The following is a 26,277-nucleotide window of genomic DNA, read 5'->3' as shown; positions in this document are numbered from 1 at the left end:
AATGAAGTACATAGTATTGACCATGCTATCAAAACAAACAGGGTGCATCTGTATCAGACACACCCTACTCATTATATTTAATTAAAAATTACATCGCAGCCAGTGTTTCGGTAAGGAATGTCCATACTTTCTGAACGGAAGAGATACTTACTCTTTCGTCGGGCGAGTGGGGATATTGCAGATCCGGACCAAAAGAGATCATATCCATATCCGGATAAACCGTTTGAATGATACCGCATTCCAGACCGGCATGCATTACTTTTACATTCGGTGTTCTGCCAAATTTCTGTTCGTACACCCTTTGCATGACACCCAGAATCTCCGATTTGATATTGGGTTGCCAACCTCCGTACGAGCTGCCATACTCTACTTTGGCGCCGGCAAGGGCAAAGACGCTTTCCAGACTTGAACAGATCTGCTCTTTACGACTTTCGGATGAACTACGGGTAAGTATCTTAATCTCGATCAATTGGTCGCTTTTCTTGACAGAAGCCAGATTGGTAGAGGTTTCTACAGTTCCGGGGAAGTCGGCCAACATGCTGATCACTCCGTTCTGGCAACCCTCAATGGCATTGATAAGGTCGTCCTGAATCTCTTCCGGAATAAGGGAAGCGGGTAATTCGGCAGGCTCTGCAACAAACAAAACCGACTCTTCTATTCCCTGATATTCTGTACGGAACATATCCTGATAATCGGCAACCAGTTCCCAAAGCGCTTCCACATTGTCGCCGGGAATGGTGATGATAGCAACGGCTTCGCGGGGGATGGCGTTACGAAGCGATCCGCCGTCGATACTCGACAACCGTGCTCCATAATCCCGTACCGCCTCTTTCAAAAAGCGGAACATCAGCTTGTTGGCATTGGCTCTTCCCAAATGGATATCCACTCCCGAGTGTCCGCCTTTTAAACCTGTAAGAGATAATTTTACCGCTACATCTCCTTCGGGGATGGCAATATCCTCTTTAAATTGGAAAGATATATTTAAATCGGCTCCGCCGGCACAACCAACAAAAAGCTCGCCCTCTTCTTCAGAGTCGGCGTTGATCAGTATTTCTCCTTTAAGGAACCCGGGCTTCAACCCGAAAGCGCCGTCCATACCAACCTCTTCGTCCACAGTAAACAGGGCTTCAACCGGTCCGTGTTTCAGCGTATTGTCCGAAAGCACAGCCAAAGCAAGTGCCACACCGATTCCATTGTCGGCTCCCAGCGTGGTATCTCTTGCGGTTACCCAATCGCCATCGATGTATGCATCGATCGGATCGGTTTCAAAATTATGTACGGTCGCAGCATTCTTCTGAGGAACCATGTCCAGATGGCCCTGAATGATTACAGTCTTGCAATGTTCCATTCCAGGAGTGGCCGGTTTTCTGATCACAATGTTACCGGTCTTGTCCTGCAGGGTTTCAAGACCCGATTCTTTTCCAAAAGCAAGGATATAACGGGTTACCGCATCCATATGTCCTGTGGGACGTGGAATCTGCGTGAGGTCATGAAAATAGCCCCAAACATGCTGAGGAGAAAGATTTCTGATTTCTGCTGCCATAGGAGTTAAAAATTTACTTTGAACAGATAAAATAAAAAAGATACTTACTTATTTGCAACCACCGGTTTGTCTTTACGATTCGTAACCGAGAGTGCTATTATTCCTGCCACGCCAACCAATCCGGTCCAGACTGTCTGCAAGGTATGAACCACCAATGCAAAAGCGGCGGCATCGTTTCCGTTTACATTAAAGCAAACCAGGGTGGCGATTACCATAAAATGCCAGGGGCCGATAGCTCCCTGAACCGGTACAGCCACACCGATACTACTCATCGTAAAGGCGATCAATCCCACTGAAATACCGAGTTCTTTTGTAAAGTCAAAAGCATAGAACGTTATATAGAAGAAAAGAAAATAGCCTACCCAGATCAATAGGGTATACAGAACAAACTTTGTCTTTTCTTTCATAAACCAGACCGAACGGATTCCATCCCACACACTGGCCAACGTTGCTTTGATTTTCTTTACCAGACTGAAATGTTTCATATAGGTAAATACAAACCATACAACCGCTGCTATAATTACAAGAACCACATAAATCCACAAGGAGGTAAAGGTTGTTTGGAATCCTTGCAGCAATTCGGGATTCTTGGAGAAGAAGCTCAGGAAAAATCCAAAATGGAATACGAATATGAAGGCGGTTATCAACCCAACCATGATTGTATCCATTACCCGGTCTACCAGCAGTGTACCAAACAGTTTTGAAAACGAAATCTTGTCGTAACGGGATACCACACCGCATCTCCAAACTTCGCCAACACGCGGAAGCACTAGATTAACGGCATAATTGCCTAATACCGCCCAGATTACATTACTTCGTTTCGGGTAGTCGCCCGAGGAATGGATAAGCAATTCCCAGCGAAGTGCGCGGATTACATTGGCTCCCGCCCCAAATAACAATGAAAACAATATAATATCATAACGAACGTCTTCCTTAATTACTTTCATAATTACGGAAATATCCATTTTTCTATAAAGAAACCAGAGCAATAATACTCCAAAGGCAAGAGGAAGACATATCTTAAGAATCGTACGGAGCATGCTCTTAAATTCCATTACGCATAGGGTACTTTAAATTATTTGTTGTACTTTTGTCCATCTGCAAAGATAAGCATAATATTCAAATACAAACATTTTACACCAAAGAAGTGGATGAGATTGGTAAAACCAAAAAAATCATTAGGACAGCATTTCCTTAAGGATCTGAGCATTGCGCGCAGAATTGCCGAAACGTTGTCTGATTACAAACACCTACCCGTTCTTGAGATAGGCCCGGGAATGGGAGTACTTACTACATTTTTACTTGAAGAGGGACACAACCTTTCGGTGGTTGAACTAGACAGGGAATCTGTTGCTTACTTAAATGAAAATTTCCCTGCAATAGCCGGAAGAATCCTGGCCGAAGATTTTCTGAAACTTGATTTGGAGACTTTGTTTGAAGGTCCCTTCTGTGTAATAGGTAATTACCCCTACAATATTTCAAGCCAGATCTTTTTCAAAGTTCTTGATCACAAGGAAAAGGTGCCTTGTTGCTCGGGGATGATACAGAAGGAGGTGGCCGAACGGCTTGCTTCGGGACCGGGTAAGAAAGCCTACGGCATCTTAAGTGTGCTGCTGCAGGCCTGGTACGACATAGAATATCTTTTTACCGTAGATGCCTCGGTATTTAATCCGCCGCCCAAAGTACAGAGTGCTGTAATCCGTATGGTTCGTAACAAACGGGAGTCGCTGGGCTGCGACGAGAAGATTTTCAAGTCGGTGATCAAGACCTCTTTCAACCAACGCAGGAAGACTCTGCGCAATTCGATGAAACCTCTGCTTGGAAAAGACTTTCCGGATTATGCCTTGCCTATTTTTGACAAACGGCCGGAGCAGCTTTCTGTCGAGCAATTTATAGAATTAACTCATATCACGGATGCCTATCTGAAAAAAACAGGCGGACAGGTGCCGGTAGTATCTGACCTTTCTGAAATAGAATAAAGGTATGATTGAACTTACGAAAGAATATATAGAGCATCTTAGGGAAGTTATCGAACTCAAAGATGAAACCGCGGCAGTGAATATGTTGCAGGAACTTTATCCTGCAGACATTGCCGAGCTATTTCAGGAACTTGACCTGGAAGAAGCTATCTATCTCTACATGCTTATGGATGGAGAGAAGGCGGCCGATGTTTTGATGGAGCTGGACGAAGAGGACCGGCGTAAACTTCTGAAGGAGCTGCCCAGCGAGCTGATTGCCAAGCGCTTTATCGACTTCATGGAGACCGACGATGCGGTTGACCTGATGCGTGAGCTTGACGAAGATACGCAGGAAGAAATTCTTTCGCATATTGAAGACGTTGAACAGGCCGGAGATATCGTAGACCTGTTGAAATACGACGAAGATACGGCCGGGGGACTTATGGGTACCGAAATGATCGTGGTGAACGAGAATTGGAGTATGCCCAAGTGTCTGGAAGAGATGAGGTCGCAGGCCGAGGAGATGGATGAGATTTATTATGTGTATGTGGTTGACGATGACGAACGGCTCAGGGGGGTTCTTCCTCTAAAAAAGATGATCACAAGTCCGTCTGTATCCAAAATCAAGCACGTGATGAAAAAGGATCCGATTGCAGTAAAGGATAGCGACAGCATCGAGGAAGTGGCTCAGACTATTGAGAAGTATGACCTTGTGGCTCTGCCCGTTATTGATAGTATCGGCCGGTTGGTAGGAAGAATCACCATCGACGACGTAATGGACGAAGTTCGCGAACAGCATGAACGCGACTATCAGTTGGCTTCCGGTATCTCGCAGGACGTGGAAACTTCGGATAATGTGATCTTACAGACTGCCGCCCGTCTTCCCTGGTTGCTTATCGGCATGATAGGGGGGTTGGGTAATTCGGTCTTACTGGGAGGTTTTGAATCGAGCTTTGCAGCGAATCCCAAAATGGCATTGTTTATTCCGCTCATCGGAGGAACCGGAGGGAACGTTGGAATCCAGTCGTCGGCAATCGTCGTTCAGGGCCTTGCCAACAATTCTTTGAAACAAGGCAATGTATGGAAACAAATCGTTAAGGAATCGGCGGTTTCATTAATCAATGCCAGCATCATCAGTCTGGTTGTTTTCATCTATAACTTCTTCATGCTGAACAACCGGGCGATTACGGCCTCGGTTTCACTTAGTCTTTTTGCTGTAGTGATGTTTGCCAGTATATTCGGCACCCTGGTTCCGATGACTCTGGATCGGTTTAAGATTGACCCGGCTTTGGCTACCGGGCCATTTATCTCCATTACAAACGACATCATCGGTATGATGATCTATATGTTTATTACGGCCGCTCTGTCTTAATCTGTAAATTTATTAGCGCGCAGGGAATCATCTTCTGTTCATCACTGATCAGAAGATGCCTCCTTTATACATGTCGTCGAAATTGGTATGTTGCCCTTCAATCTTTTTAGCCGCTTCACCCTGAGGGTCAAGTTCTATGGCCTGCTTCAGATCTTCAAGCGCCTCTTTCGATTTTCCCAGCAGCGTGTAGGCCCGTCCTCTTTCGGCAAAGGCCTTGGCAAAATCGGGTTTAAGCTCGATGGCATCTGTGAATAGGTCGGCGGCTTCGGCAGGTTTCCCTTGTTTTATAAGCAATTTACCTTTCATCACGTAAGCATCTTCATTAAACGGATTCAAGTCGAGCACATACTGATAATCCTCGTGTGCAGCATCCAGATTATCCTGTGATTCATGAATCTGCCCGCGTAGCAGATACAATGCCTCTTCCTCCGGCGAAAGTTCAAGGGCTTTCTCTACATCCGTCAGGGCTTCGTCTGCCTGTCTCATTCCCAGCAGGACTTCCGCCCTGGACAGGTATGCTTCTGTATAATCGTCTTTGAGTGCAATGGTTCGGGTAAGATCGGCCAGGGCATTCAGAAGATCGCTTAGTCCTTGGTATGCTTTACCTCTGAGATAAAAGGCGTTGGCCAGTGTATTGTCTTTTTCTATCACATAGGTGGTGCCTTCAATTACAGATTCGTAACGCTCCATCATATAGGCCAGATTGGCGCGGGTGATCCAGGTTGACAAATGATCTGGCTCCGCCTCCACCATCTGATCGTACACCTGAGAGGCTTCTTCCAGCTGATTTACGGAAGTATAGGCTACTGCCAGATATCCCATCGTTTCAAAATCTGACTGAATTTTCAATGCTTCAAGAAAACATTTGATCGCATAGGTAACCTGACCTATTTTTTGTGCACGCACACCGTCGTACTTAAAGATATCGAAGTTTTTCTTATCTTCTTTTGCCTTGCTCTCTTCTGGCGATTCGGAACTACCGGAAAACAGTGATGTAAAGAAATTTCCCATGAGTGATTATTTTATACGTGCAAATATATAAAATCATTTAGAATGCCATAGTGTTTAATAACAACAAGATTCGTTATTTACTTTCAAACTAATTTAAACCGCCCATAAGAATTTTACAATATATAATTTTTAATGCCTTTTTTTCTATTATTTAGAAGTTTTGACACCTTAAAGATTTCGTTTTTCAATTTTTTCACACAAAAGGCTGTGGCTCCTTCACACATTTGGTTACCTTTGCAAGCATTTGTAACCAGGCAGACTTTTATCCATTCTCCGGAAAAAGCGCCTTCTAAACTAATTTTATGGAAAACTTTGAAGTAGGAATTTTGTTAATGTCGGTTGGTATGATTACTGTATTTGTCATCTTACTGATCGTGATCTACCTTGGAAAAGGATTGATAATTCTAGTTAATAAGTATGTCCCGGAAGAGGTTGTTGCAAAAAAGCAACCCCCTACCCATTCATCCGGTTCAAATCCGTCTCTTCCCGATGCCACGTTAGCCGCAATTGTTGCCGCTGTTGGTGTTACTACGGAAGGAAAGGGCAAGGTTGTAAAGGTGGAGAAGGCCTAATCTCCCCACTTTCATTTATTTCGTTGTGATTCCTTGAATATTTAATACGTTTAACAGCTATATTATGAAAAGAGAAATTAAATTCAGTCTGGTATTCAGAGACATGTGGCAATCTGCCGGAAAATATGTGCCCCGCGTAGACCAGCTTGTAAGGGTTGCTCCAGCCATCATCGAAATGGGATGTTTTGCCCGTGTTGAAACCAATGGCGGGGGCTTTGAACAGGTAAATTTACTATTCGGCGAAAATCCAAATAAAGCGGTAAGAGAATGGACCAAACCTTTTAAGGAAGCGGGTATTCAGACACACATGCTGGACCGTGCCCTGAACGGATTGCGTATGAGTCCGGTTCCTTCGGACGTACGCCAGCTGTTCTATAAGGTGAAAAAGGCACAAGGAACAGACATTACACGTACCTTTTGCGGACTGAACGATGTAAGGAACATCGCTCCCTCTATCCAATATGCCAAAGAGGCAGGAATGATCTCTCAATGTGCACTAAGTATCACTCATTCGCCCATTCATACGGTAGAATATTATACCAATATGGCTTTCGAGCTGATTGAACTTGGAGCCGACGAGATCTGTATCAAGGATATGGCCGGTATCGGACGTCCTTATTCTCTTGGTCAGATTGTCGGTAATATAAAAGCCAGACATCCGGAAATACCTATACAGTATCACAGCCATGCTGGTCCCGGATTCAATATGGCCTCCATCCTTGAAGTCTGCAAAGCAGGATGCGATTACATTGATGTAGGTATGGAACCTCTGTCATGGGGTACTGGGCATGCCGACCTGATCTCTGTTCAGGCCATGCTGAAGGATGCGGGCTTTATCGTTCCCGAGATCAATATGGAAGCTTATATGAAGGTACGCAGTATGATCCAGGAGTTTATGGATGATTTTCTTGGATTATATATCAGTCCGAAGAACCGCTTAATGAACTCACTGTTGATCGGACCGGGACTTCCGGGAGGTATGATGGGAAGTCTGATGGCGGATTTGGAAACCAACCTCGAAACAATCAACAAGAATAAAGTAAAGAACAAACAGCCGGTAATGACGCAGGATCAACTGTTGATAAAGCTGTTTGACGAGGTGGCCTATGTATGGCCCCGCATCGGATATCCTCCTTTGGTTACTCCGTTTAGCCAATACGTAAAGAATCTTGCCATGATGAATGTTATGCAGATGGAAAAAGGCAAAGAGCGTTGGGGTATGATTGCGGACGACATATGGGATATGATATTGGGTAAAGCCGGAAAGCTGCCAGGAACGCTTGCGCCTGAAATTGTTGAAAAGGCTAAAGAAGAAGGCCGGCAGTTCTTTGAAGGAGACCCGCAGAAGAATTACCCGGACGCGCTAGACAAATATCGTAAGCTGATGAATGAGAAGCAATGGAGTGTGGGCGAAGACGATGAAGAGCTGTTTGAGTACGCTATGCATCCGGCCCAATACGAGGCTTATCGTTCGGGCAAAGCTCAGGTTGAATTCCTGGCAGATGTTGCCAGCAGAAAAGCGGCATTACATGAAGCGCAAGCTCCTGCAGCCGTACCGGTACATCCGGCACTGCCATCTTCTCCTCAAACAATGACTGTAGATGTGAACGGACAGGCATACAAAGTAACCGTATCCTACGGAGATACAACAAATACACCGGTTCAGTCCGGCGCACCATCTGCCGCTCCTGCAACAGCACCGGCTACCGGAAGCGGAATGGAGCTGCTATCGCCCCTTGAAGGAAAATTCTTCCTGGTGAAAAGCGCATCAGACATTCCCGTCAAGGTTGGAGACGTAGTGAAGGAGGGACAACTTCTCTGCTACATTGAAGCGATGAAAACCTACAATGCGGTTCGTTCGGAAGTGAGCGGAACTATCACTTCCATCGCTTATGGAAATGGAGATTCAGTTGTTGAAGATGATGTTTTAATGACCATACAATAATGGAAGATATTTTTCAGAACTTATATGAAATGACTGCGTTCAGTAATATCATTGCTGAACCGCAGTTCCTGATAATGTATGCCATCGCATTTATCTTACTTTACCTTGGCATAAAGAAACAATACGAACCTCTTTTATTGGTTCCCATTGCATTCGGAGTTCTGCTTGCGAACTTCCCCGGAGGCGATATGGGGGTGATACAGGCCGATGAAAACGGCATGATAGCTGTAAAAGGGGTGATGAAGAATATATGGGAGATGCCTTTACACGACATAGCTCACGAGCTGGGTCTGATGAATTTCATCTACTATATGCTTATTAAGACCGGCTTTTTACCTCCCATCATTTTCATGGGGGTTGGTGCATTGACAGATTTCGGACCTATGCTGCGTAACCTGCGTTTGTCTATTTTTGGTGCTGCGGCTCAATTGGGTATTTTTTCGGTTTTGCTGGTAGCTATTTTAATGGGTTTCACACCAAAAGAGGCTGCGTCATTAGGAATTATAGGCGGTGCCGATGGCCCCACAGCTATCTTTACTACCATCAAGTTGGCTCCGCATCTGCTGGGACCTATTGCAATTGCAGCCTATTCTTACATGGCACTGGTTCCAGTTATCATACCCATGGTTGTTAAGCTTCTGTGTACGAAAAACGAGCTTAAGATCAATATGAAAGAGCAGGAAAAACTATATCCGAGCGATACGGAGTTTAAAAACATGCAGGTTCTTAAGATTGTTTTTCCCATCGCCGTAACCACAGTTGTTGCCCTATTTGTGCCGTCGGCTGTTCCTTTGGTTGGTATGCTGATGTTCGGTAATCTGGTAAAGGAAATCGGAACAAATACATTCCGGTTGTTCGATGCGGCATCCAACAGTATCATGAATGCCGCCACCATATTTCTGGGACTTTCGGTAGGTGCAACCATGACTACGACCGCTTTTTTAAATCTACAGACAATCGGAATTGTGATTGGAGGATTCTTAGCTTTTGCCTTGTCGATATCCGGTGGAATTCTGATGGTAAAACTATTTAATTTATTCAGTAAGAAGAAAATAAACCCATTAATCGGCGCTACCGGATTAAGTGCGGTACCGATGGCTTCACGTGTAGCCAATGAGATCGCCCTAAAATATGATCCTAAAAATCATGTCCTTCAGTATTGCATGTCCAGCAATATTTCGGGAGTAATAGGATCTGCTGTCGCTGCCGGGGTACTTATATCATTCTTATCTTAATAAGTTAGACGACAAGTTAAAAAAAGGAGTTTGAAGGATTAATCCTCTAAACTCCTTTTTTTTTGTTCTTTTTAAGGATTATTGATTAATTTATAAGAAATAATTGAAATAAAATGTGGCTATAAAAAAATAATTAGTTTAATTTGTGACAGATATAGGAATAATCATCCTTTTTTAAATATGACTGAATTATGAGCGACATTCTTGAGACTAATTTGCCGGCAGAAGAAAACGCAGGCAAATTGGAAGAAGCTAACGTTCCGGAGGTAACACCGGAAATTACAGTATCGGATATGGAAACAGAAGATTCGACAGACACTGTTGCATCCGGAGCTGTAGGTAAATTATCAAAAGAAGAAATTCTTAGCAAGTTATCCGATCTGGTTGAAGTATCCGTGGAGGAGTCGCGGAGTGAAATTGAATCACTCAAGCAAGCCTATTACAAAATTCGAAGGAACGAAGTGGAAGAGCTCAAAAAAACGTTTCTTGAAAATGGAGGGGACGAAAAAGACTTTTCTGCTCCTGTAGACGAGATCGAGACTCAAATAAAGAATCTGCTCAATGTATATAAAGAAAAAAGAGCTGCCCTTGTAGCTGAAGAAGAACGCGTTAAAGAGGCTAACTATGCCTTGAAACTGCAGTTGATCGAACAGCTGAAACAGCTTACTGAAAGTCAGGAAGACTTTAACAAACTATACAACGACTTTAAAGACATCCAGAATCGCTGGAAAGAGGTTAAAGCAGTTCCTCAGGAGTTTGCCAATGAACTTTGGAAAAATTACCAGATTTATTCAGAGAAGTTCTACGACATAATAAAAATAAACAACCAGTTCCGGGATTACGACTTTAAGAAAAACCTGGAATTAAAGACAGCGCTGTGTGAAACTGTTGAGAAGCTGGAGGAAGAACCCGATATTATCTCGGCATTTCACCAACTTCAAAAACTTCATCAGCAATGGAAAGAGATCGGTCCGGTTTCGAAGGAATTACGTGAAGAGCTTTGGACTCGTTTCAAAAATGCATCAACAGCAATAAATAAGAAACATCAGGCCCATTTCGAAGGATTGAAATCCCGCGAACAAGAAAACCTGGATGCTAAAACCGCCATCTGCGAAGAGATTGAAGCCATCGATATGGATGCCCTTAAAACCTTCAAAGACTGGGAAGAGATGAACAAGCAGGTTATTGCTCTCCAGGAAAAATGGAAGACAATCGGCTTTGCCCCTAAAAAAGCAAATGTAAAGATATTTGAACGTTTCCGTGCCGCCTGTGATGCCTATTTCAATAGGAAGAACGATTTTTACAAGGCTATCAAAAATGATATGGAACGCAACCTTGAATTGAAAAAGGCATTGTGTGAAAAGGCGGAAGCATTAAAAGACAGTACGGACTGGAAAGATAGTACTGATAAACTGATTGCGTTACAGAAAGAATGGAAAACAATCGGTTCTGTAGCCCGCAAACACTCTGATACAATCTGGAAGCGCTTCATTTCGGCTTGCGACTATTTCTTCGAACAGAAGAACAAGAATGTATCTTCTCAGAAATCGGTTGAACAAGATAATCTGGCTGCTAAAAAACAATTGATTGAGAAAGTAAACTCTTTGGATGAATCTCTTAAGGCAGATCAGGCAGTATCTGTATTAAAAGGTCTGATTGCAGAATGGAACACAATCGGTCATGTACCTTTCAAAGAAAAAGACAAGGTATATAAAGAATTCCATGACGCAGTAGACAAACAGTTCGACCGTCTTAAAGTAGGTCAGGCTGAGCGCAAAATGCAGAGCTTCCGCAGCAGCATCACCGACATGAATAGTGGTGAAAAGGGGAAAAACAAGCTTTACGGCGAACGTGAACGATTGATGCGTTACTACGAACGACTAAAAACCGAAGTTCAGACTTACGAAAACAATATTGGATTCTTAAGCGTTTCTTCCAAAGGCGGAAGCGGTTTGGTAAAAGAGATGGAACGTAAGATTGAAAACCTGAAAGAAGAGATGGCACTTACAGTGAAAAAGATAGATGCCATTGATGAGAATCTGGAATAGAAAAAAATGAAGAAGCCGTTTCCTACAGAGACGGCTTCTTTTTTCATATAAACATGCGTTATATTAACTATTTTAATCCGGGTCACGAGATGGCCGTACTTCAGGGACAGCCTTCCTATACAGCGCCTTCCAATGTCCACAAGATGATGAAGGAGCTTGAGTTATTACCGCTATGGTATGCAGACAGCCAGGATTTCGTGTTAGTCGATAATCCCGAAAAAATCAATGAATTGGATCGGCCTAAAGAATTTGGGCCTATGGCTTCTCCGGTATCTGCTGAGTTCATCCTAAAAAAAGGATCGACTCTACCTCCTGCAACCATTAATCCTTGGGGAGTATCGTTTCATAGTCTGCATATGTTTTCCAATTTGAAGAAGCTAAGCGGCTGGCCGCTGGTTATCCCTCAATGGAACCCTGCCTACACCCAGCTCTGTGGACGACAAACCGCGGCCCTATGTTTAAAGAGAATAATTGAAATCGAGCCATCCGTTGGAGAAATCGCAATTCCTGTATTTTGCAACTCGCTGGAAGAGGTGTACAAAGAGCTGAAAACCGCTTCTTTTCCGGTAATCTGCAAGATGCCTTATTCTTCATCGGGAAGGGGACTCCTTTGGCTGGATTCTTCAGAACTGGTTACCTCTGAAAGTAATTGGATAAAAGGAGCATTAAATAAACAAGGGACTATAAGCATAGAACCCGCTCTGAATAAAGTGCAGGATTTTGCAATGGAGTTCTATTCCAACGGGCAGGGAACAATAGAATATAAGGGACTCTCTCTTTTTTCTACGGAAAGAAGAGGGGCATATTCCGGGAATATACTGGAAAGTCAGCAGAGACTGAAGGAGAGGCTCTCTTCTTATTTAGGTGAAGAACTTATTGACGCCGTACGAGATGCTGTCAAAGAGGTGCTGGAGACCGTCTATGGCACGCAATACACAGGCTACCTTGGTGTAGATATGCTTGTATATAAAGACAAGCAGGACAACTACAAGATACACCCTTGTATTGAGGTAAATATGAGGTACACCATGGGAATGCTCGCTGTTCATTTATATGAACGCTATATGGCGTCAAATTCAGCCGGTAGATTTATCATCGATTTTCATAAGAAAGCAGGAGAAGCACAAAAGACACACCGTATGCTTCAGGAGAAAAATCCACTGTTTTTTGAAGAAAATAAGTTACGTTCTGGTTACTTACCACTTTGTCCGGTTACAGAAAACAGCCATTATATTGCTTATATAATGGCCTCTGCTACTTGTTCTTGATCAGATTGATAAATTCTTCCCTGGTTTTGGCTTGCTGAAAAAACCCGGTAAAATCAGATGTTGTAGTAAGCGAATTCTGCTTCTCTACACCCCGCATCTGCATACACATATGCTGAGCTTCAATAACGACCATAACACCCAGCGGATTTAACGTATTCTGGATACACTCTTTGATTTGCAGCGTCATGCGCTCCTGAATCTGTAATCTGCGGGCAAAAATATCAACAACCCGGGGTATTTTACTTAATCCGGTGATATATTTATTCGGTATATAAGCAACATGCGCCTTACCAAAAAAAGGCAACATATGATGCTCACAGAGAGAAAAGAAATCTATATCCTTTACAATAACCATCTGTTTGTATCCCTCTTCCTCGAACATAGCCGCCGACAAAACCTTCTGTGGGTCTTCGTCATATCCTTTCGTAAGAAATTGCATCGCTTTGGCAACCCTTTCAGGAGTTTTGATAAGCCCCTCACGCTCCACATCTTCACCTAGCAGATCCAGAATGCGTGAATAATGCAATGCCAGCTCTTCTCTTTTAAGTAAAGTTTCTTCTTTAACTTCTTTCATCTTTGATTATGCAAATTTAGAGAGGAATATTAACTTCTTCTTTAACAATATATATTTCCTTACCATAGGTAGGAAAAGCTTCCACCAGCTTTCTTTTTAGGTCATAAGCCTCCTCATGACTACGGAAATCACCCACTCGCAACTTCCAGAAAGGAGCTGTATAAGTCACATAGGTAGTCAGCTCAGGGAATATTTCCTTAATTTCTTTTTCCCTTTTGAATGCTTCATCTTTAGAAAGCCGTTGATTTCCGGTAAATACCTGAGCCCGAAATCCCTGTACTTTTATAAAAGCATCATTACCGGTTCGCTGTACTTTATCTCCGGCCAATCGTACACCTACCATTTTCTTAATGGAAGGATCTTGATTAACCACCACCTTTCCTTTCGAAAGCGAAGGCTCCTGAAATGCATCAAAAATAGTGGTTGTGGCAGTTAAGTCAGAGTTTACCTCCTGAGCAAAGGCAGAGTGAGACGTCAGAAAAGCAGCTGTGATTAAAGCTACATATGAAAATTTTCTCATAGGCTTATTTTATGAATAAAAGAATAGGGACACTTCGGGTTACGAAGCGTCCCCTTTGAATCATTTAATATCAAAATGCTTCGATAATCGGCATGAATTTATCCACAGCCAAAGAAGCACCACCAATCAGACCACCGTCTACATCCGGATTAGCAAACAATTCTTTTGCATTTGAAGCATTACAGCTACCTCCGTAAAGAATTGAGCAATCGTCGGCAACAGTCTGTCCATACTTGCCAGCAATTGTCTGACGGATATGTGCATGAATTTCCTGAGCTTGATCAGCTGTAGCAGTTTTACCTGTTCCAATTGCCCAAACCGGTTCGTAAGCCAATACCAATTTACCAAAATCTTCGGCAGAAAGATCAAACAAAGAGCCAGCAATCTGAGCATCAACAACTTCAAAATGCTTTCCGGCTTCTCTTTCTTCCAGAACTTCACCGATACAGAAAATAGGTGTAAGTCCGTTTGCCAATGCCAATAAAACTTTTTCTTTCAGAATTTCGGCTGTTTCGTTATAATAAGCGCGTCTTTCTGAATGGCCAAGTATCACATACTTTGCACCTGTAGATGCAACCATAGCAGCCGATACCTCTCCTGTATATGCACCACTGTTTTTGTCGGCGCAATTCTCTGCAGCTACACCAATTTTGTTTGTGTCGATTGCAGCAGCAATACTTGCCAAATGAGTAAATGGAGTACCGATTACTACATCACAGTTGATTGCCTTGCCTTTCAGGGCAGCATCCAAACCTTTTGCCAGTTCAAGACCTTCTTGCAGCGTGGTGTTCATTTTCCAGTTACCTGCAACAATATTTTTTCTCATGTCTTAATTAATTAAATATATAATATAAAATATCAACTCTCAATTTGCTTATCAGAACGTTTCCTCCGATTTCTAAAATAATCATATATCCAAACAAGCAGCAAAGGTACGGTAAAACTCAATAACATGAATAATATACCGTCATCTTCTTTTGGATTAACAGACTTCCCGTCCAGATGGTTCTGCATTGTTTCTTTAATGTAATCCTCGTCAGGCAAATCATTAGGGTTCCATTTTGCCCCAATTACCCCGTCATTAATAAGAATCAATCCCGGATTAGCACGAATCATAGTCTTAAGTAAAACATCATCCGTTGTAATAAATGTATATTCCGAACCCGTATTATTTTCCCAGTCGATCATTGATTCACGGGAAGACCCTGTTAAACAATAAAACGGATACCCCTGTTCCTGGGCAAAGTCAAATACATTATTTATTGCATCTATATTTTTATCGTCCGCCTTTTCTATTGAAGGAATAACAAGCCAGAACATTGGACCTTTGCTACGAAGGACTTCATCCGTAATATCAACTGATGCACTGTCATACAGTACAAACCCGGGAACCGGGGGTACATACCCCTTCTTAATCAAATCGGAACGCGAGCTAACGTATGTCCAGGTAGAATCATCCGCAGGATAATTTTCCAATGAGAATTCTTTCTTTACTCCGTCCTTTTCGTAGGTAAAATAATATGCATACTCATCGGCAGGCGCATTGTCGGGTATCGACACCAATGCCGGTATATTGGCCCCTACTTTGAACGGTCTGAAATCAATAATGGGGAGATGACTGTAATTACTGTAGTTAAAGCCTATACAGAATAAATAGGCAAATAGCGTAACAAACCAATAGGCCTTAAAGGTATAAAAATTACATAGATACCGATTATAGATAAAAGCGATTACTGCTGCGGCTAGCAGAACTATATTTTTAAAAAAAGTTTCCCAGTTTGTCAGAACTATTGCATCACCGAAACATCCGCAATCCGACACCGGATTAAATAGTGCCAGATAGAGGGTGAGGGGAGTCATAAACAACATAAATACCAGAACAAAAAAGGATGAATATCTGCGATACACCCCTAGCAGCATACAAACGCCCAAGGTGAATTCGGCAGCCGAAAGACAGAAAGTCAGCAGCAATTCAAAAGAAGACAGCCAGGTAAAACCAAAAGCCATAAGATAGTCGCCGATCTTTATTGCTCCACCAACCGGATCAATAGCCTTAACTATTCCCGAAAAAATAAAAACAACGCCAATCAGCAAACGGCTAATTTCTGCAACTACTTTTTTTGCCAGCTCTGTCCTAACCATATCACTCCTCTCCGAATTCTAATTTTATCAGCCCAAAGATTGCATAGTTAATCATATCCATATAATTCGCATCAATTCCTTCCGAAACGATGGTCTTGCCATTATGCGATTCGATTTGTTTTGTACGATAAATCTTCATCAGAATTAAATCTGTATAGGAGCTGATACGCATACTCCGCCAGGCTTCGTCATAATCATGATTTTTAGCATACATTAACTCTTTTGTTTCAGTAATATATTTATCATACAGGCCCATTGCCTCTTCGGATGTCATATCGGTAGTATCGGCAAAACCTTTCGCAAGTTGTATCAACCCTATCACCCCATAGTTGACAATGCCTATAAATTCGGGCTTTATGCCTTCGTCCACCATACTAACCCCCTTCAACTCAAGACTTCGGATCCGGTTTGCCTTGATGAATATTTGATCGGTAATTGATTGCGGACGCATTATCCTCCAGGAAGGACCATAATCGACCAGCTTCTTCTGGAATAAATCTCGACAAAGGGCTATAACCTTTTCAAATTGTGCTATTGTATCTGCCATATGAAGATAATATTATGCTACAAAGATAATAAAAAACGACAAAAGGCACAGAAGCTACTATGCAACTGTGCCTTTTGTTCTATAAATGTGACGTTACGAACAACGCAATGAACGTCCTAGTCGTAAAGTTGTTGTCTTGGAAATACCATTCAATTCACAAATCTTACTTACAGAAGTACCGTACTTACGTGCAATAGCTCCTAAAGTATCGCCAGATTTGATGCGATGATAGATTGCATTATTGTCTGATGATGCTTCAACAGTAATATTCTTTTGTTTGCTGTTTGACACCTTTGATTTTTCATCGTTGCCCGACTCATTCTTAGCAGAGGCTGTACGGGTTGTTGAACCTGCACTGCAACGGATTGCCTGACCTAATCGTAAAACTGAAGTTCTCTTCAAGCCATTCAATTTGCACAGCTGACTTACAGTTGTTCCATACCGGCGGGCAATTGCACCCAGTGTATCACCCGACTTCACACGGTGATAAACCATCTGATCGCCTGATGATGTATATACATTACTGTTTCTGCCATTGATCTTTACATTATGGAAAACATACAAATCCTCGTGAGGAACTCCATTTTCAAAATCAATAATATCTGCAGGATTAATATCTTTTCCAAGGAAGCGTGTTTCAAAATGAAGATGAGAACCGGTTGAACGTCCGGTATTTCCTCCTAGAGCGATCGGATCACCAGCCTTAACATAGTCGTTCACATCAACCAAAAAATGAGAAAGGTGTCCGTAAACAGTTTCAAGACCGTTCGGGTGACGAACCACCACGTAGTAACCATACCCTCTTCTCTCATAATTCTTAATACGGATTTTACCGTCAAATGCAGCCCGGATTGTATCTCCTATCTGCACTTTCAAGTCGATTCCCCGGTGCATTCTGCGTCTTCTCGGGCCATACTTTGATGTTACGTTTACTTCGCTGGTTACAGGCAGAACAAAAGTTGAACAGTCGATACGAAAAGAATCAGGTAAAGTAAGATTCTCTTTCTTATAGGGATTCACCCAACGGTTGTCCCAGATTGAACCGTATAACTCATCGGCAGGAAACATTTTGTCTTCTTCAGCCAATTCTGCTTCCAACATCTTGGAATTTAAATCCGACAGCTCTTTAGCTGCCATTTCTTTTTTAAAGCCAACGCGATCGGCCATAAGTTCCGTAACCTTTGTGTCCATTTGACGCATACGGTTTGCAACTTTCTTTTTTACGGGAGTCAGCGGAGTTGCCGCAGATGCCACAAAAAAGAAACCGCAGAGGAATAATAATGTTCTTATGCTCATTTGTTGTATAATTAACTTAAATAGGGGGGTGACCAACCGATAGACACATCGGGTTACATAGCCAACATGTCAAAGTTCGCATTTTAGAATATACCAGCCAAACTAATTGAAGAAAAATTTCGGCAATAAGTCTAAACAAGATTTAAAATTACATTTTAATTTGTTGATTTATTGCACGTTATACCAAACCATGTTTTACAACACATTAACTAATCATTCCCCAGTTTATTTTGTTGGAAAAAAGCTTCTTAAGTTTTTGGTTCAGCACCAGATTTCTTTCTTCTGTAAGGTCCGGATCTTCGGCTAATATCATTTGAGCCATATCACGGGCATATTGGAGTAATTGTCCGTCGGACGACAGATCGGCAATTTTGAGATCTATCCCCTCGCCGCTCTGCCGGGTGCCTTCCAGATCCCCGTGACCACGAAGGCGAAGATCTGCCTCCGCAATTTCGAAGCCATCATTACTGTTAACCATAATTTCCAGACGTTTACGGGTATCATTGCTGAGCTTGTAGGAAGACACAAGCACACAGTATGACTGCTCGGCACCTCTTCCCACCCTGCCTCTCAGCTGATGCAGTTGCGACAATCCGAATCTTTCGGCACTTTCAATAACCATCACCGAGGCATTGGGAACATTGACACCCACTTCGATAACTGTGGTGGCCAATAATATATGAGCTTCACCCGAGATGAACCGTTTCATTTCGGCCTCTTTATCGGCAGTCTTCATCCGTCCGTGCACCATACTCACCGTAAATTCGGGGAAAACGTCCTTAAAAACCTCATATCCTTCTTCCAAATCCTTGTAATCCAGCTTCTCACTTCCTTCAATAAGCGGAAAAACAACGTAGACCTGTCTGCCTAACTCAATTTCCTTTCGCAAAAAATCATATAACTGCTTCTTATTTGTATCGTATCGATGGACTGTCTTAATCGGTTTCCTGCCGGGAGGCAATTCGTCTATGACAGATACATCCAGGTCTCCGTAAAGCGTCATAGCCAGGGTACGCGGAATCGGTGTTGCAGTCATAACCAACACATGCGGAATCTGTTTGTTTTTTTTCCATAACCTGGAACGCTGCTCAACACCAAAGCGGTGTTGTTCGTCGATGATAGCCAACCCAAGGGACGAAAACACAACGGTATCTTCTATCAGGGCATGTGTTCCGATTAAAATCTGAATTTCTCCTTCGGCTATCTGCGCCAGCAAACGTTCCCGTTCTTTCTTTCGCGTTGATCCGGTAAGGAGAGCCACCTTTACATCCATATCTTTTAGAAATCCGGCGATTGTTGCAAAATGCTGGGTTGCCAGAATTTCGGTTGGAGCCATCATACAGGCCTGATACCCATTGTCCAATGCCAGCAGCATCGACAACAAGGCAACCAAGGTTTTACCACTACCAACATCCCCTTGCAGCAAGCGGTTCATTTGCCTGCCGCTTCCCATATCCGTACGTATCTCGCGCACCACCCTCTTTTGAGCACCTGTAAGTTCGAACGGCAGATAATCAGAATAGAAGGTATTAAAATAGGATCCGACATGCGAAAAGACCAGCCCCTTTATGCGCAACTTACGCTGACCGGCTGTCTGCAGCATATTTAACTGGATATAAAAAAGCTCTTCAAACTTCAAACGAGTCTGTGCATTACGCAGCTTCTCTGTCGAATCCGGGAAATGAATCTGGCACATGGCTTCTTTAAACGAAACCATGCCAACACGCTTTAAAAGATATTCCGGCAATGAATCGGACAATTCATCCGTCAGTGAATTCAATATGGTATACACCAGATTCTGAATCGCCCTGGAATTCAGAAAAGCTTTTCTCATCTTTTCTGTAGTTGAATAGTAAGGAGTTAACCCGGAAGCCACCTGTTCTATACTACTCATCGGATCTATATCAGGATGAGGGATATTATACACCCTTCCAAAAGCAACCGGTTTACCGAAGACAATAAAATCCGCCCCCGGTTTATATTTCTCCAGAATATAATTGACCCCCTTGAACCAAACCAGATCAATCACCCCGGTACCATCGGTAAATTTACCTATCAAACGTTTGCTTCTGCCTTCGCCGACAGTTTCAAAATATTGAAAACGTCCTTTTAGCTGAATATAGGGCATATTACCCTCTATTTCGCTAATCTTATAAAATCTGGAACGATCAATGTATTTATAAGGATAAAAGCTTAATAAATCGGCATAGGAACGTACACCGATCTCTTTTTCAAGAAGTTCGGCTTTCTTTGGACCTACCCCCGGTAAATAAACAATCGATCTTCTTTCCAGGTCAATCATATATCAATCAGCTAAATGTTAGTACGCCCCTTCAATACAGCCTCGGCAATCAGCAGATCAAAGGGTGTCGTAATTTTAATATTCTCTCGGTTGCCAGCTACCAACGTAACCGGATGTCCGCTGGCTTCAACAACGGAAGCATCATCGGTGAAGCACTCATCAAATGGGACATCGTAAGCCGACAAGATTGTTGCTGAATCAAATACCTGCGGAGTCTGCACAGAGCAATAACGAGTCCGGTCCACCGGCATACTCCCCGTTGCATTATATTCGCGCAGAGAATCTATCATCGGCAACACCGGAATAGCCGCTTTATCGGATGCCGCAGCCCTGAAGCAGGCATCAATAACGTCGGTCGTCACCAAAGGACGCACCCCGTCGTGAATAGCAACCAACCCGGATGAATTTACCAATTTCAATCCATTTCTCACCGAGTGGAAACGGGTTTCACCCCCGGTAGCTATTTGATGCGGAACAGAAAAATTATATTCTCTGCATAAGTCCTGCCAATATTGTTGATGCGATTCGGGAAGCACAACAATAAGGCGCACCGATGCATCGTAACGGACAAAGGCATCCAACGTATGCATTAGTACGGGCTTCCCAGCTATCGGAATAAATTGCTTAGGAAGCTGTTCTCCCATCCGCAACCCCCTGCCTCCGGCCACAATCAGCACATATTTGGGTAATTCGTTCATAAAAAGATATGTTTTAAAAGTGATACCGGCAATTAATCCAACTCTTCCAGTACTTTTTTTACCTCAAGATCGGCCTTATAGAGTTTGTCTTTACAGAGTTTAATCAACCGGCTCGCCTCTTTAACCTTCTCCGAAAGAAGATCAACCTCCAGATCACCCTTCTCTATTGCCTCAACAATCAACCGAAGCTTTTCGATTGCCTCGTTATATGATTCTTCTTTTATATCCATAACTAATCCAGTTTTATCATTCAATAATTCTACTCTTCTTATCTCCATCAATAAAGTGAATGGAGAGCTCGTCTCCTTCATGCAGATCGACGGATCTTTTTACCAGGCACCCATTCTTATAAATTAAGCTATAACCCTTTCGCAGGATATTTTCGGGCGATGCCAGGGAAACATATTGCTCGGAAAGCTCTAAGGCATGTTTCCTTTTCAAAAGGAAATCATCCACCGATTTCCGGAACATAGAATCAATTTTCTCAAACACGGAATTTTTACGTTCCATATTCTGCTTAGCAGTAGCGGGCAAAGTAACGACCAACCGCTGCAATGCGAACCGATTCTGCTCCAACAGATTATTTGCCAAAGATGGCAACTTCATACCCAATAGTTGTAACGAAGAATGATTGGTTGTCAATCGGCTCGTCACCATTGAAGGAAGCATGGTTGCAAGTAAATCGAGGCTGTTCTTACGCTCAGTTAAGATTTCGATTGCTTTGGAACTGCATTTCTCCTGTAAAGTATTTAGCCGATCAGCTGCATCATCCATCCGGTTTATAAGAAATTCGGCTACAGCAGTAGGTGTTTTCATACGAGTGTTGGCAACCATATCAACAACGGTATCATCCCGTTCGTGACCAATACCGGTAATGATCGGCAACGGAAACTGTGCACAATTGGCTGCCAGCAGGTAAGAGTCGAAACTAAGCAGATCTGAGGTAGCCCCACCTCCTCTTATTATAACAACCACATCGAAGCAATCCAGATGCCGGTACACTTTATCCAATGCTCCAATTACAGACTCTTCCGTTTTTTCGCCTTGCATAATCGCCGGGAAAAGATGAGTATAAAAAATATAACCGGATTTATTCTGAACAAGCTGCTTCATAAAGTCTTCGTACCCAGCAGCAGAAGGAGATGTGATAACCGCTATTCGTTGCGGGAGCAGTGGACAATCCAGCTCCTTGTTTAAGGAAAAGACCCCCTCTTCCTGAAGTTGCTTAATTATCTCCATGCGTCTGCGCACCATGTCGCCCAACGTATAGGTAGGATCTATGTCGACCACCGTGAGACTATATCCATACAATTCATGGAATTCTACGGTAACCTTTACCAGCACTTTAATACCGGAAGCAAAAGATTGCCCCGTCTCCATCTCGAAATAAGGCTTTATCATCCGGAATGTTTTAGCCCAGATAGACCCTCTGGCTTTTGCCAGCAATTGTCCGTTTACCGGATGTTTTTCAACAAATTCGAGGTAACAATGACCGGAGGCGGCATGCTGTCTTACATCACTCATCTCCGCACGCACCCAATACGTATCGGGAAAACTCTGTTGTATCACCCCTTTGATACGGTTATTTAGTTCCAGCAGCGTAAACTCCTGCCTTGATTCGCCCAAATTCTCATCGTTCCGATACATGTTTACACTGTGATTTATAGGCTTTATACAAATCGGGCAAACCATATCCCAATTCTGCATCCGGATGACTACTGATATGTCCGGCCCGTTGAAGGGTATCAATCATCTCCTTAGGTGTAAGTTCCGGTACTGCCTGCCAAAGACACACTGACAATCCGGCCAGAATAGGCGTGGCAAAAGAGGTTCCGTTTGCATAGGTGATATTGCCCGAGGCATCCACAACGCTGCATCCGCTTCCTAAGGCTACAACATCTGGCTTTACACGGTAATCGGCTGTAAATCCGATCGAGCTGAAAGTACTTTTCTTTTTATCATCCGTAACTGCTCCAACAGTCACTATCTCGTCGGCATCGCCCGGGAAAGTAATCTTACCCCAGGAGCTGGCACCTTCATTTCCGGCACTGCTGAACAATAAAATGCCTTTATCTGCCGCCATTGAAGCAGCTTTACTTATTAAAGCCGTTTTACCGTCCAGAGAACACTGACTGTAAACGGAATCTTCGGTATCAAACATGAAGTATCCCAAAGATGAGGTAATAACGTCTACGCCAACACTATCGGCAAATTCTACCGCAGCCACCCAATAATCCTCCTCTACAGGAAATTCAGAACGGTTATCTTCACTTTTAATAAGCCAGTAAGAAGCATCAGGTGCTGTACCTACCATCACACCCGGGCTGTTGGCCGCCATACAAGAAAGCACTTTTGTTCCGTGGTCATCACTTTCATACACACTCTGACCGGGCGAAACAATATTTTTTGTACCCAGCAACCTCAGGGAATCAAAAACAGAAATACGGTTTACATTTTGAAATCCCGCATCAATAACAGCTATATGCATCCCCTGTCCCCTAAATCCTGCCTGATGCAGTTTTACTCCATTCAACATACTTATCTGGGAATCAGCCTGACCATAATAATTAGCCACGGGCAGATCTGAGGGGTAGAATTTCGAGGTATCAGGGTCCAAATTCTTAGGATAATCTGCTTCGCCTTTCCAAACCCATTTTACAGAATCAACAAAAGAGAGTGCTTTCAATTTGTCCACCACCAAACTATCGGGAGAATTCATAACCACCGTAGACATCCATTTGCTTTGAGCCACAGGTTCGGCTCCGGTTGAAGAAAGACTGTCTATATATGATTCTGAAATTGGAATATCCGAACTTGTTACAGCCACTTTACGCTGAGCACGTCTTTCCAGGGCCTCTTTGGAGAGAAATTCTTCGGGACGGTCAATACTATAACCGGTATTACCTTTATCCTTCAGATACACACGAAAGCGATACGAGTGGCTTCCACTAACGGTAGCAGAGATCAACAATCCAAATGCTCCTAAAAAAAATATTTTTTGTATGGTTTTAAGCATGATTCTATTTTTAGTAAGCAAAGGTAGTAATCCTTCTTTAAATAAAAAAGAAAACAGGCTGACGGACAATAAAAAAGCCCTGCATCCAAAGACACAGGGCTTTTTTATTTGTAAACCATCTTACAGTACGTTACAAATAGGAATTTCACGTTTAACACTTTGTCTCAGAGAAATAAGAGTTTCCGTAGCCGTAACACCTTCGATTTCCTGAATCTGTGAATTCAACAATTCCATCAGGTGTTCGTTATCTCTGGCATACAATTTGATAAGCATTGTATACGGACCAGTAGTAAAATGACATTCCACCACTTCGGGTATTTTTTCAAATTCGGGCACCACATCCTTGTACATTGAACCTTTTTCCAGTTTCACTCCGATATAAGTGCATGTATTATATCCTAATATCTTCGGATTGATGTGATAACCTGATCCAACAATTACATTCATATCAATCATGCGTTGTACGCGTTGGTGAATGGCTGCACGAGAAACGCCACATTCTTCTGCAACATCCTTGAAAGGAATCCTGGCATTCTTTGAAATAATGTTCAGAATTTGCCGGTCCAGTTTGTCGATCTTCTCCATATTTGCTTTAAATTAATATACACATTTCAATTAAAGTATCAAAAGTATATATATTTTTTGATTCACATAGCAATCTGAAAGAAAAAAGTGCAAAATAAATAATAATGGCGGGTAATTAATGCTAAAAAGCATATATTACCCGCCATTAAGATATAAATAATGAAATTATTTTACAATTTCCAGCAATTCCACTTCAAATACAAGTGTTGAATTAGGTTTAATATCCTGTCCTGCACCTCTTTCGCCATAAGCAAGGTCTCCCGGAATCCAGAAAATATATTTTGATCCTACAGGCATCAGCTGCAAACCTTCTGTCCAGCCTTTGATTACCTGACCAACACCAAACTGAGCAGGTTCACCTCTCTCGATTGAGCTGTCAAATACAGTTCCATCGAGCAACGTTCCTTTATAGTGTACTTTTACATTGTCTGTAGCAGTTGGTTTTGCACCTGTACCTTCGGTGATAACCTTATATTGCAAACCACTTTCGGTAGTAATCACACCTTCTTTGGTTTTATTTTCTGCCAGGAATTTATCGCCTTCTTCTTTTGTTTTGGCAGCTTGTCTTGTTGAAGCTTCCATAAAGTAAGTTTGCAGGTAAGCTTGAGCAGCTTCCGGAGTCATGCTTGTTTCTTTGCCTTTAAGAGCAGCAGTAAAACCAGCGATCAATGCATCAACATTAGCGCTATCTGGTAATGTTTTCAAATTTTCTTTGTAACCGGCACCTGTGCTTACACCAATTGCATAACTGGCGCTATCGATAGCACTCTTTAAATTTGCACTCTTTTTAGAGTCACAAGAAGTAGCGGAAACGCCAACAGCCACAGCCATTGCTGCAACTAAAACACTTGCTTTTTTCATTTTAATCCTTTTAGTATTTATTACTTTACAATATCCAATAATTCAACATCAAAAACCAATGTGCTGTTCGGCTCAATCACTTCGCCGGCACCATGAGTTCCGTATGCAAGAGCCGAAGGGATAAACAATCTCCATTTAGCACCCACCTCCATCAGCTGAAGGGCTTCCACCCAACCAGGAATCACCTGTGAAACGCCAAATTCTGCAGGCACACCTCTTTCAACAGAACTATCAAAAACAGTTCCATTAATCAACGTACCATGGTAATGACATTTTACTGTATCTGCAGCTGTCGGTTTGGCTCCCGAACCGCTTTTAAGGATTTCATACTGCAAGCCGCTGGGCAATTCCACAACACCTGCCTTATGTTTGTTTATTTTCAGGAATTCCTCGCCAGCCTTCAGGTTAACTTCCAGCTTTTCATTTTGCAACTTCATAAAGAAGTCATTGATAACTTGTTTAGCCTCATCATAGCTGATTTCCGGCTTCGCATCTCCAAGCACATCCTTTAATCCCTTTACAAAATCTTCAATCTGAAGATTATTGATACCTGAGTTCTGGAAATTATTTCCAATACTTAAACCCAAAGCGTAACTAACTTTATCCATTCTTTGTCTAATTCAACTTATTAAGAGCCACAAAAGTAACACATTTAATGGTAATTATATTAAATCCGCTAAACTTTTTAAAGAGCTATCAAAAAAAGTGACCTATTCTTTTTTCAGCAAGATTATGGATGTATTAAACATACCTTGCATGCATTCCTCAAGAATTCAAATCCAAA

General features: G+C 42.6%; 23 protein-coding genes and 2 pseudogenes. 8 read left to right on the top strand and 17 right to left on the bottom strand.

Annotation, left to right across the window (positions count from 1 at the left end; translation table 11 throughout):
- Positions 1 to 88 precede the first annotated feature (88 nt).
- Complete coding sequence (locus tag AB7E53_RS01965; RefSeq protein ID WP_068186345.1) at positions 89 to 1,543, bottom strand: aminoacyl-histidine dipeptidase; 1,455 nt, start codon at positions 1,541 to 1,543, stop codon at positions 89 to 91.
- A gap of 44 nt (positions 1,544 to 1,587) precedes the next feature.
- Positions 1,588 to 2,598: a lysylphosphatidylglycerol synthase transmembrane domain-containing protein gene (locus tag AB7E53_RS01960; protein ID WP_446773864.1), complete on the bottom strand. Its 1,011-nt coding sequence runs from the start codon at positions 2,596 to 2,598 to the stop codon at positions 1,588 to 1,590.
- A 96-nt stretch (positions 2,599 to 2,694) separates the two neighbouring features.
- Between AB7E53_RS01960 and rsmA the strand changes: the two genes are divergently transcribed.
- Complete coding sequence (gene rsmA / locus AB7E53_RS01955; protein WP_446773862.1) at positions 2,695 to 3,522, top strand: 16S rRNA (adenine(1518)-N(6)/adenine(1519)-N(6))-dimethyltransferase RsmA; 828 nt, start codon at positions 2,695 to 2,697, stop codon at positions 3,520 to 3,522.
- Between the two features lie 4 nt (positions 3,523 to 3,526).
- Complete coding sequence (gene mgtE / locus AB7E53_RS01950) at positions 3,527 to 4,873, top strand: magnesium transporter (RefSeq protein ID WP_068186351.1); 1,347 nt, start codon at positions 3,527 to 3,529, stop codon at positions 4,871 to 4,873.
- Between the two features lie 48 nt (positions 4,874 to 4,921).
- Here the strand turns inward: mgtE and AB7E53_RS01945 are convergent, their stop codons facing one another.
- Entirely contained in the window at positions 4,922 to 5,884 is a 963-nt protein-coding gene (locus tag AB7E53_RS01945; protein ID WP_446773860.1) for a tetratricopeptide repeat protein, read from the bottom strand.
- Between the two features lie 302 nt (positions 5,885 to 6,186).
- Between AB7E53_RS01945 and AB7E53_RS01940 the strand changes: the two genes are divergently transcribed.
- The 6 genes and pseudogenes from AB7E53_RS01940 to AB7E53_RS01915 all read left to right on the top strand — a co-directional run bounded on the left by AB7E53_RS01940 (position 6,187) and on the right by AB7E53_RS01915 (position 12,952).
- Positions 6,187 to 6,456 (top strand): OadG family protein, encoded by a 270-nt coding sequence (locus tag AB7E53_RS01940; protein WP_446773859.1) that lies wholly within the window; start codon positions 6,187 to 6,189, stop codon positions 6,454 to 6,456.
- A 64-nt stretch (positions 6,457 to 6,520) separates the two neighbouring features.
- Positions 6,521 to 8,020 (top strand): annotated as a pseudogene (locus tag AB7E53_RS01935) (oxaloacetate decarboxylase); the annotation flags it as partial.
- A gap of 18 nt (positions 8,021 to 8,038) precedes the next feature.
- Positions 8,039 to 8,401, top strand: a pseudogene (locus tag AB7E53_RS01930) (acetyl-CoA carboxylase biotin carboxyl carrier protein); the annotation flags it as partial.
- Positions 8,401 to 9,636, top strand: coding sequence for a sodium ion-translocating decarboxylase subunit beta (locus tag AB7E53_RS01925; RefSeq protein ID WP_068186368.1), 1,236 nt, complete (start codon positions 8,401 to 8,403; stop codon positions 9,634 to 9,636). The pseudogene AB7E53_RS01930 and the gene AB7E53_RS01925, both read left to right, overlap by 1 nt.
- 191 nt (positions 9,637 to 9,827) lie before the next feature.
- Positions 9,828 to 11,684: a DUF349 domain-containing protein gene (locus AB7E53_RS01920; RefSeq protein ID WP_079682084.1), complete on the top strand. Its 1,857-nt coding sequence runs from the start codon at positions 9,828 to 9,830 to the stop codon at positions 11,682 to 11,684.
- Positions 11,685 to 11,737: 53 nt separating this feature from the next.
- Positions 11,738 to 12,952: a hypothetical protein gene (locus AB7E53_RS01915; protein WP_446773857.1), complete on the top strand. Its 1,215-nt coding sequence runs from the start codon at positions 11,738 to 11,740 to the stop codon at positions 12,950 to 12,952.
- Here the strand turns inward: AB7E53_RS01915 and folE are convergent.
- The 14 genes from folE to AB7E53_RS01845 all read right to left on the bottom strand — a co-directional run bounded on the left by folE (position 12,939) and on the right by AB7E53_RS01845 (position 26,101).
- Positions 12,939 to 13,526 (bottom strand): GTP cyclohydrolase I FolE, encoded by a 588-nt coding sequence (gene folE, locus AB7E53_RS01910; protein WP_068186378.1) that lies wholly within the window; start codon positions 13,524 to 13,526, stop codon positions 12,939 to 12,941. The genes AB7E53_RS01915 and folE overlap by 14 nt on opposite strands.
- Positions 13,527 to 13,542: 16 nt before the next feature.
- Positions 13,543 to 14,046: a cell division protein gene (locus AB7E53_RS01905; RefSeq protein WP_079682086.1), complete on the bottom strand. Its 504-nt coding sequence runs from the start codon at positions 14,044 to 14,046 to the stop codon at positions 13,543 to 13,545.
- A 70-nt stretch (positions 14,047 to 14,116) separates the two neighbouring features.
- Positions 14,117 to 14,872 carry a triose-phosphate isomerase gene (gene tpiA / locus AB7E53_RS01900; protein WP_079682087.1) on the bottom strand — a complete coding sequence of 252 codons (756 nt, stop codon included), beginning with the start codon at positions 14,870 to 14,872 and terminating at the stop codon, positions 14,117 to 14,119.
- A 32-nt stretch (positions 14,873 to 14,904) separates the two neighbouring features.
- Positions 14,905 to 16,188: a BT_3928 family protein gene (locus AB7E53_RS01895; RefSeq protein ID WP_446773855.1), complete on the bottom strand. Its 1,284-nt coding sequence runs from the start codon at positions 16,186 to 16,188 to the stop codon at positions 14,905 to 14,907.
- 1 nt (position 16,189) lies between these two features.
- On the bottom strand, positions 16,190 to 16,735 hold the full coding sequence (locus tag AB7E53_RS01890; protein ID WP_446773853.1) for a DUF1599 domain-containing protein: 546 nt from the start codon (positions 16,733 to 16,735) through the stop codon (positions 16,190 to 16,192).
- 93 nt (positions 16,736 to 16,828) lie between these two features.
- Positions 16,829 to 17,935 (bottom strand): peptidoglycan DD-metalloendopeptidase family protein, encoded by a 1,107-nt coding sequence (locus AB7E53_RS01885; protein ID WP_371689399.1) that lies wholly within the window; start codon positions 17,933 to 17,935, stop codon positions 16,829 to 16,831.
- 301 nt (positions 17,936 to 18,236) lie between these two features.
- Positions 18,237 to 20,333: an ATP-dependent DNA helicase RecG gene (recG, locus tag AB7E53_RS01880; protein WP_446773851.1), complete on the bottom strand. Its 2,097-nt coding sequence runs from the start codon at positions 20,331 to 20,333 to the stop codon at positions 18,237 to 18,239.
- Between the two features lie 11 nt (positions 20,334 to 20,344).
- Positions 20,345 to 21,031: a 2-C-methyl-D-erythritol 4-phosphate cytidylyltransferase gene (locus tag AB7E53_RS01875; protein WP_446773849.1), complete on the bottom strand. Its 687-nt coding sequence runs from the start codon at positions 21,029 to 21,031 to the stop codon at positions 20,345 to 20,347.
- Positions 21,032 to 21,063: 32 nt separating this feature from the next.
- Positions 21,064 to 21,261: an exodeoxyribonuclease VII small subunit gene (gene xseB / locus AB7E53_RS01870; RefSeq protein ID WP_079682093.1), complete on the bottom strand. Its 198-nt coding sequence runs from the start codon at positions 21,259 to 21,261 to the stop codon at positions 21,064 to 21,066.
- A gap of 16 nt (positions 21,262 to 21,277) precedes the next feature.
- Positions 21,278 to 22,678: an exodeoxyribonuclease VII large subunit gene (gene xseA, locus AB7E53_RS01865; protein ID WP_446773847.1), complete on the bottom strand. Its 1,401-nt coding sequence runs from the start codon at positions 22,676 to 22,678 to the stop codon at positions 21,278 to 21,280.
- Entirely contained in the window at positions 22,662 to 24,047 is a 1,386-nt protein-coding gene (locus AB7E53_RS01860; RefSeq protein WP_446773845.1) for a S8 family peptidase, read from the bottom strand. The genes xseA and AB7E53_RS01860 overlap by 17 nt, the downstream gene beginning before the upstream one ends.
- A gap of 120 nt (positions 24,048 to 24,167) precedes the next feature.
- Positions 24,168 to 24,632 carry an Lrp/AsnC family transcriptional regulator gene (locus AB7E53_RS01855; protein WP_079682096.1) on the bottom strand — a complete coding sequence of 155 codons (465 nt, stop codon included), beginning with the start codon at positions 24,630 to 24,632 and terminating at the stop codon, positions 24,168 to 24,170.
- A gap of 165 nt (positions 24,633 to 24,797) precedes the next feature.
- The gene (locus AB7E53_RS01850) at positions 24,798 to 25,493 is read right to left on the bottom strand and encodes an FKBP-type peptidyl-prolyl cis-trans isomerase (protein ID WP_079682097.1); all 696 of its coding nucleotides are present in this window, start codon (positions 25,491 to 25,493) and stop codon (positions 24,798 to 24,800) included.
- 20 nt (positions 25,494 to 25,513) lie between these two features.
- On the bottom strand, positions 25,514 to 26,101 hold the full coding sequence (locus AB7E53_RS01845) for an FKBP-type peptidyl-prolyl cis-trans isomerase (RefSeq protein WP_446773843.1): 588 nt from the start codon (positions 26,099 to 26,101) through the stop codon (positions 25,514 to 25,516).
- Between the last annotated feature and the right edge of the window lie 176 nt (positions 26,102 to 26,277).

Origin of the sequence: Macellibacteroides sp. (genome assembly GCF_050251695.1) — a bacterium.
GTDB lineage: Bacteria > Bacteroidota > Bacteroidia > Bacteroidales > Tannerellaceae > Macellibacteroides > Macellibacteroides fermentans.
Note: the sequence above shows the minus strand (reverse complement) of the source record. Positions and strands in the feature narration are given on the sequence as shown.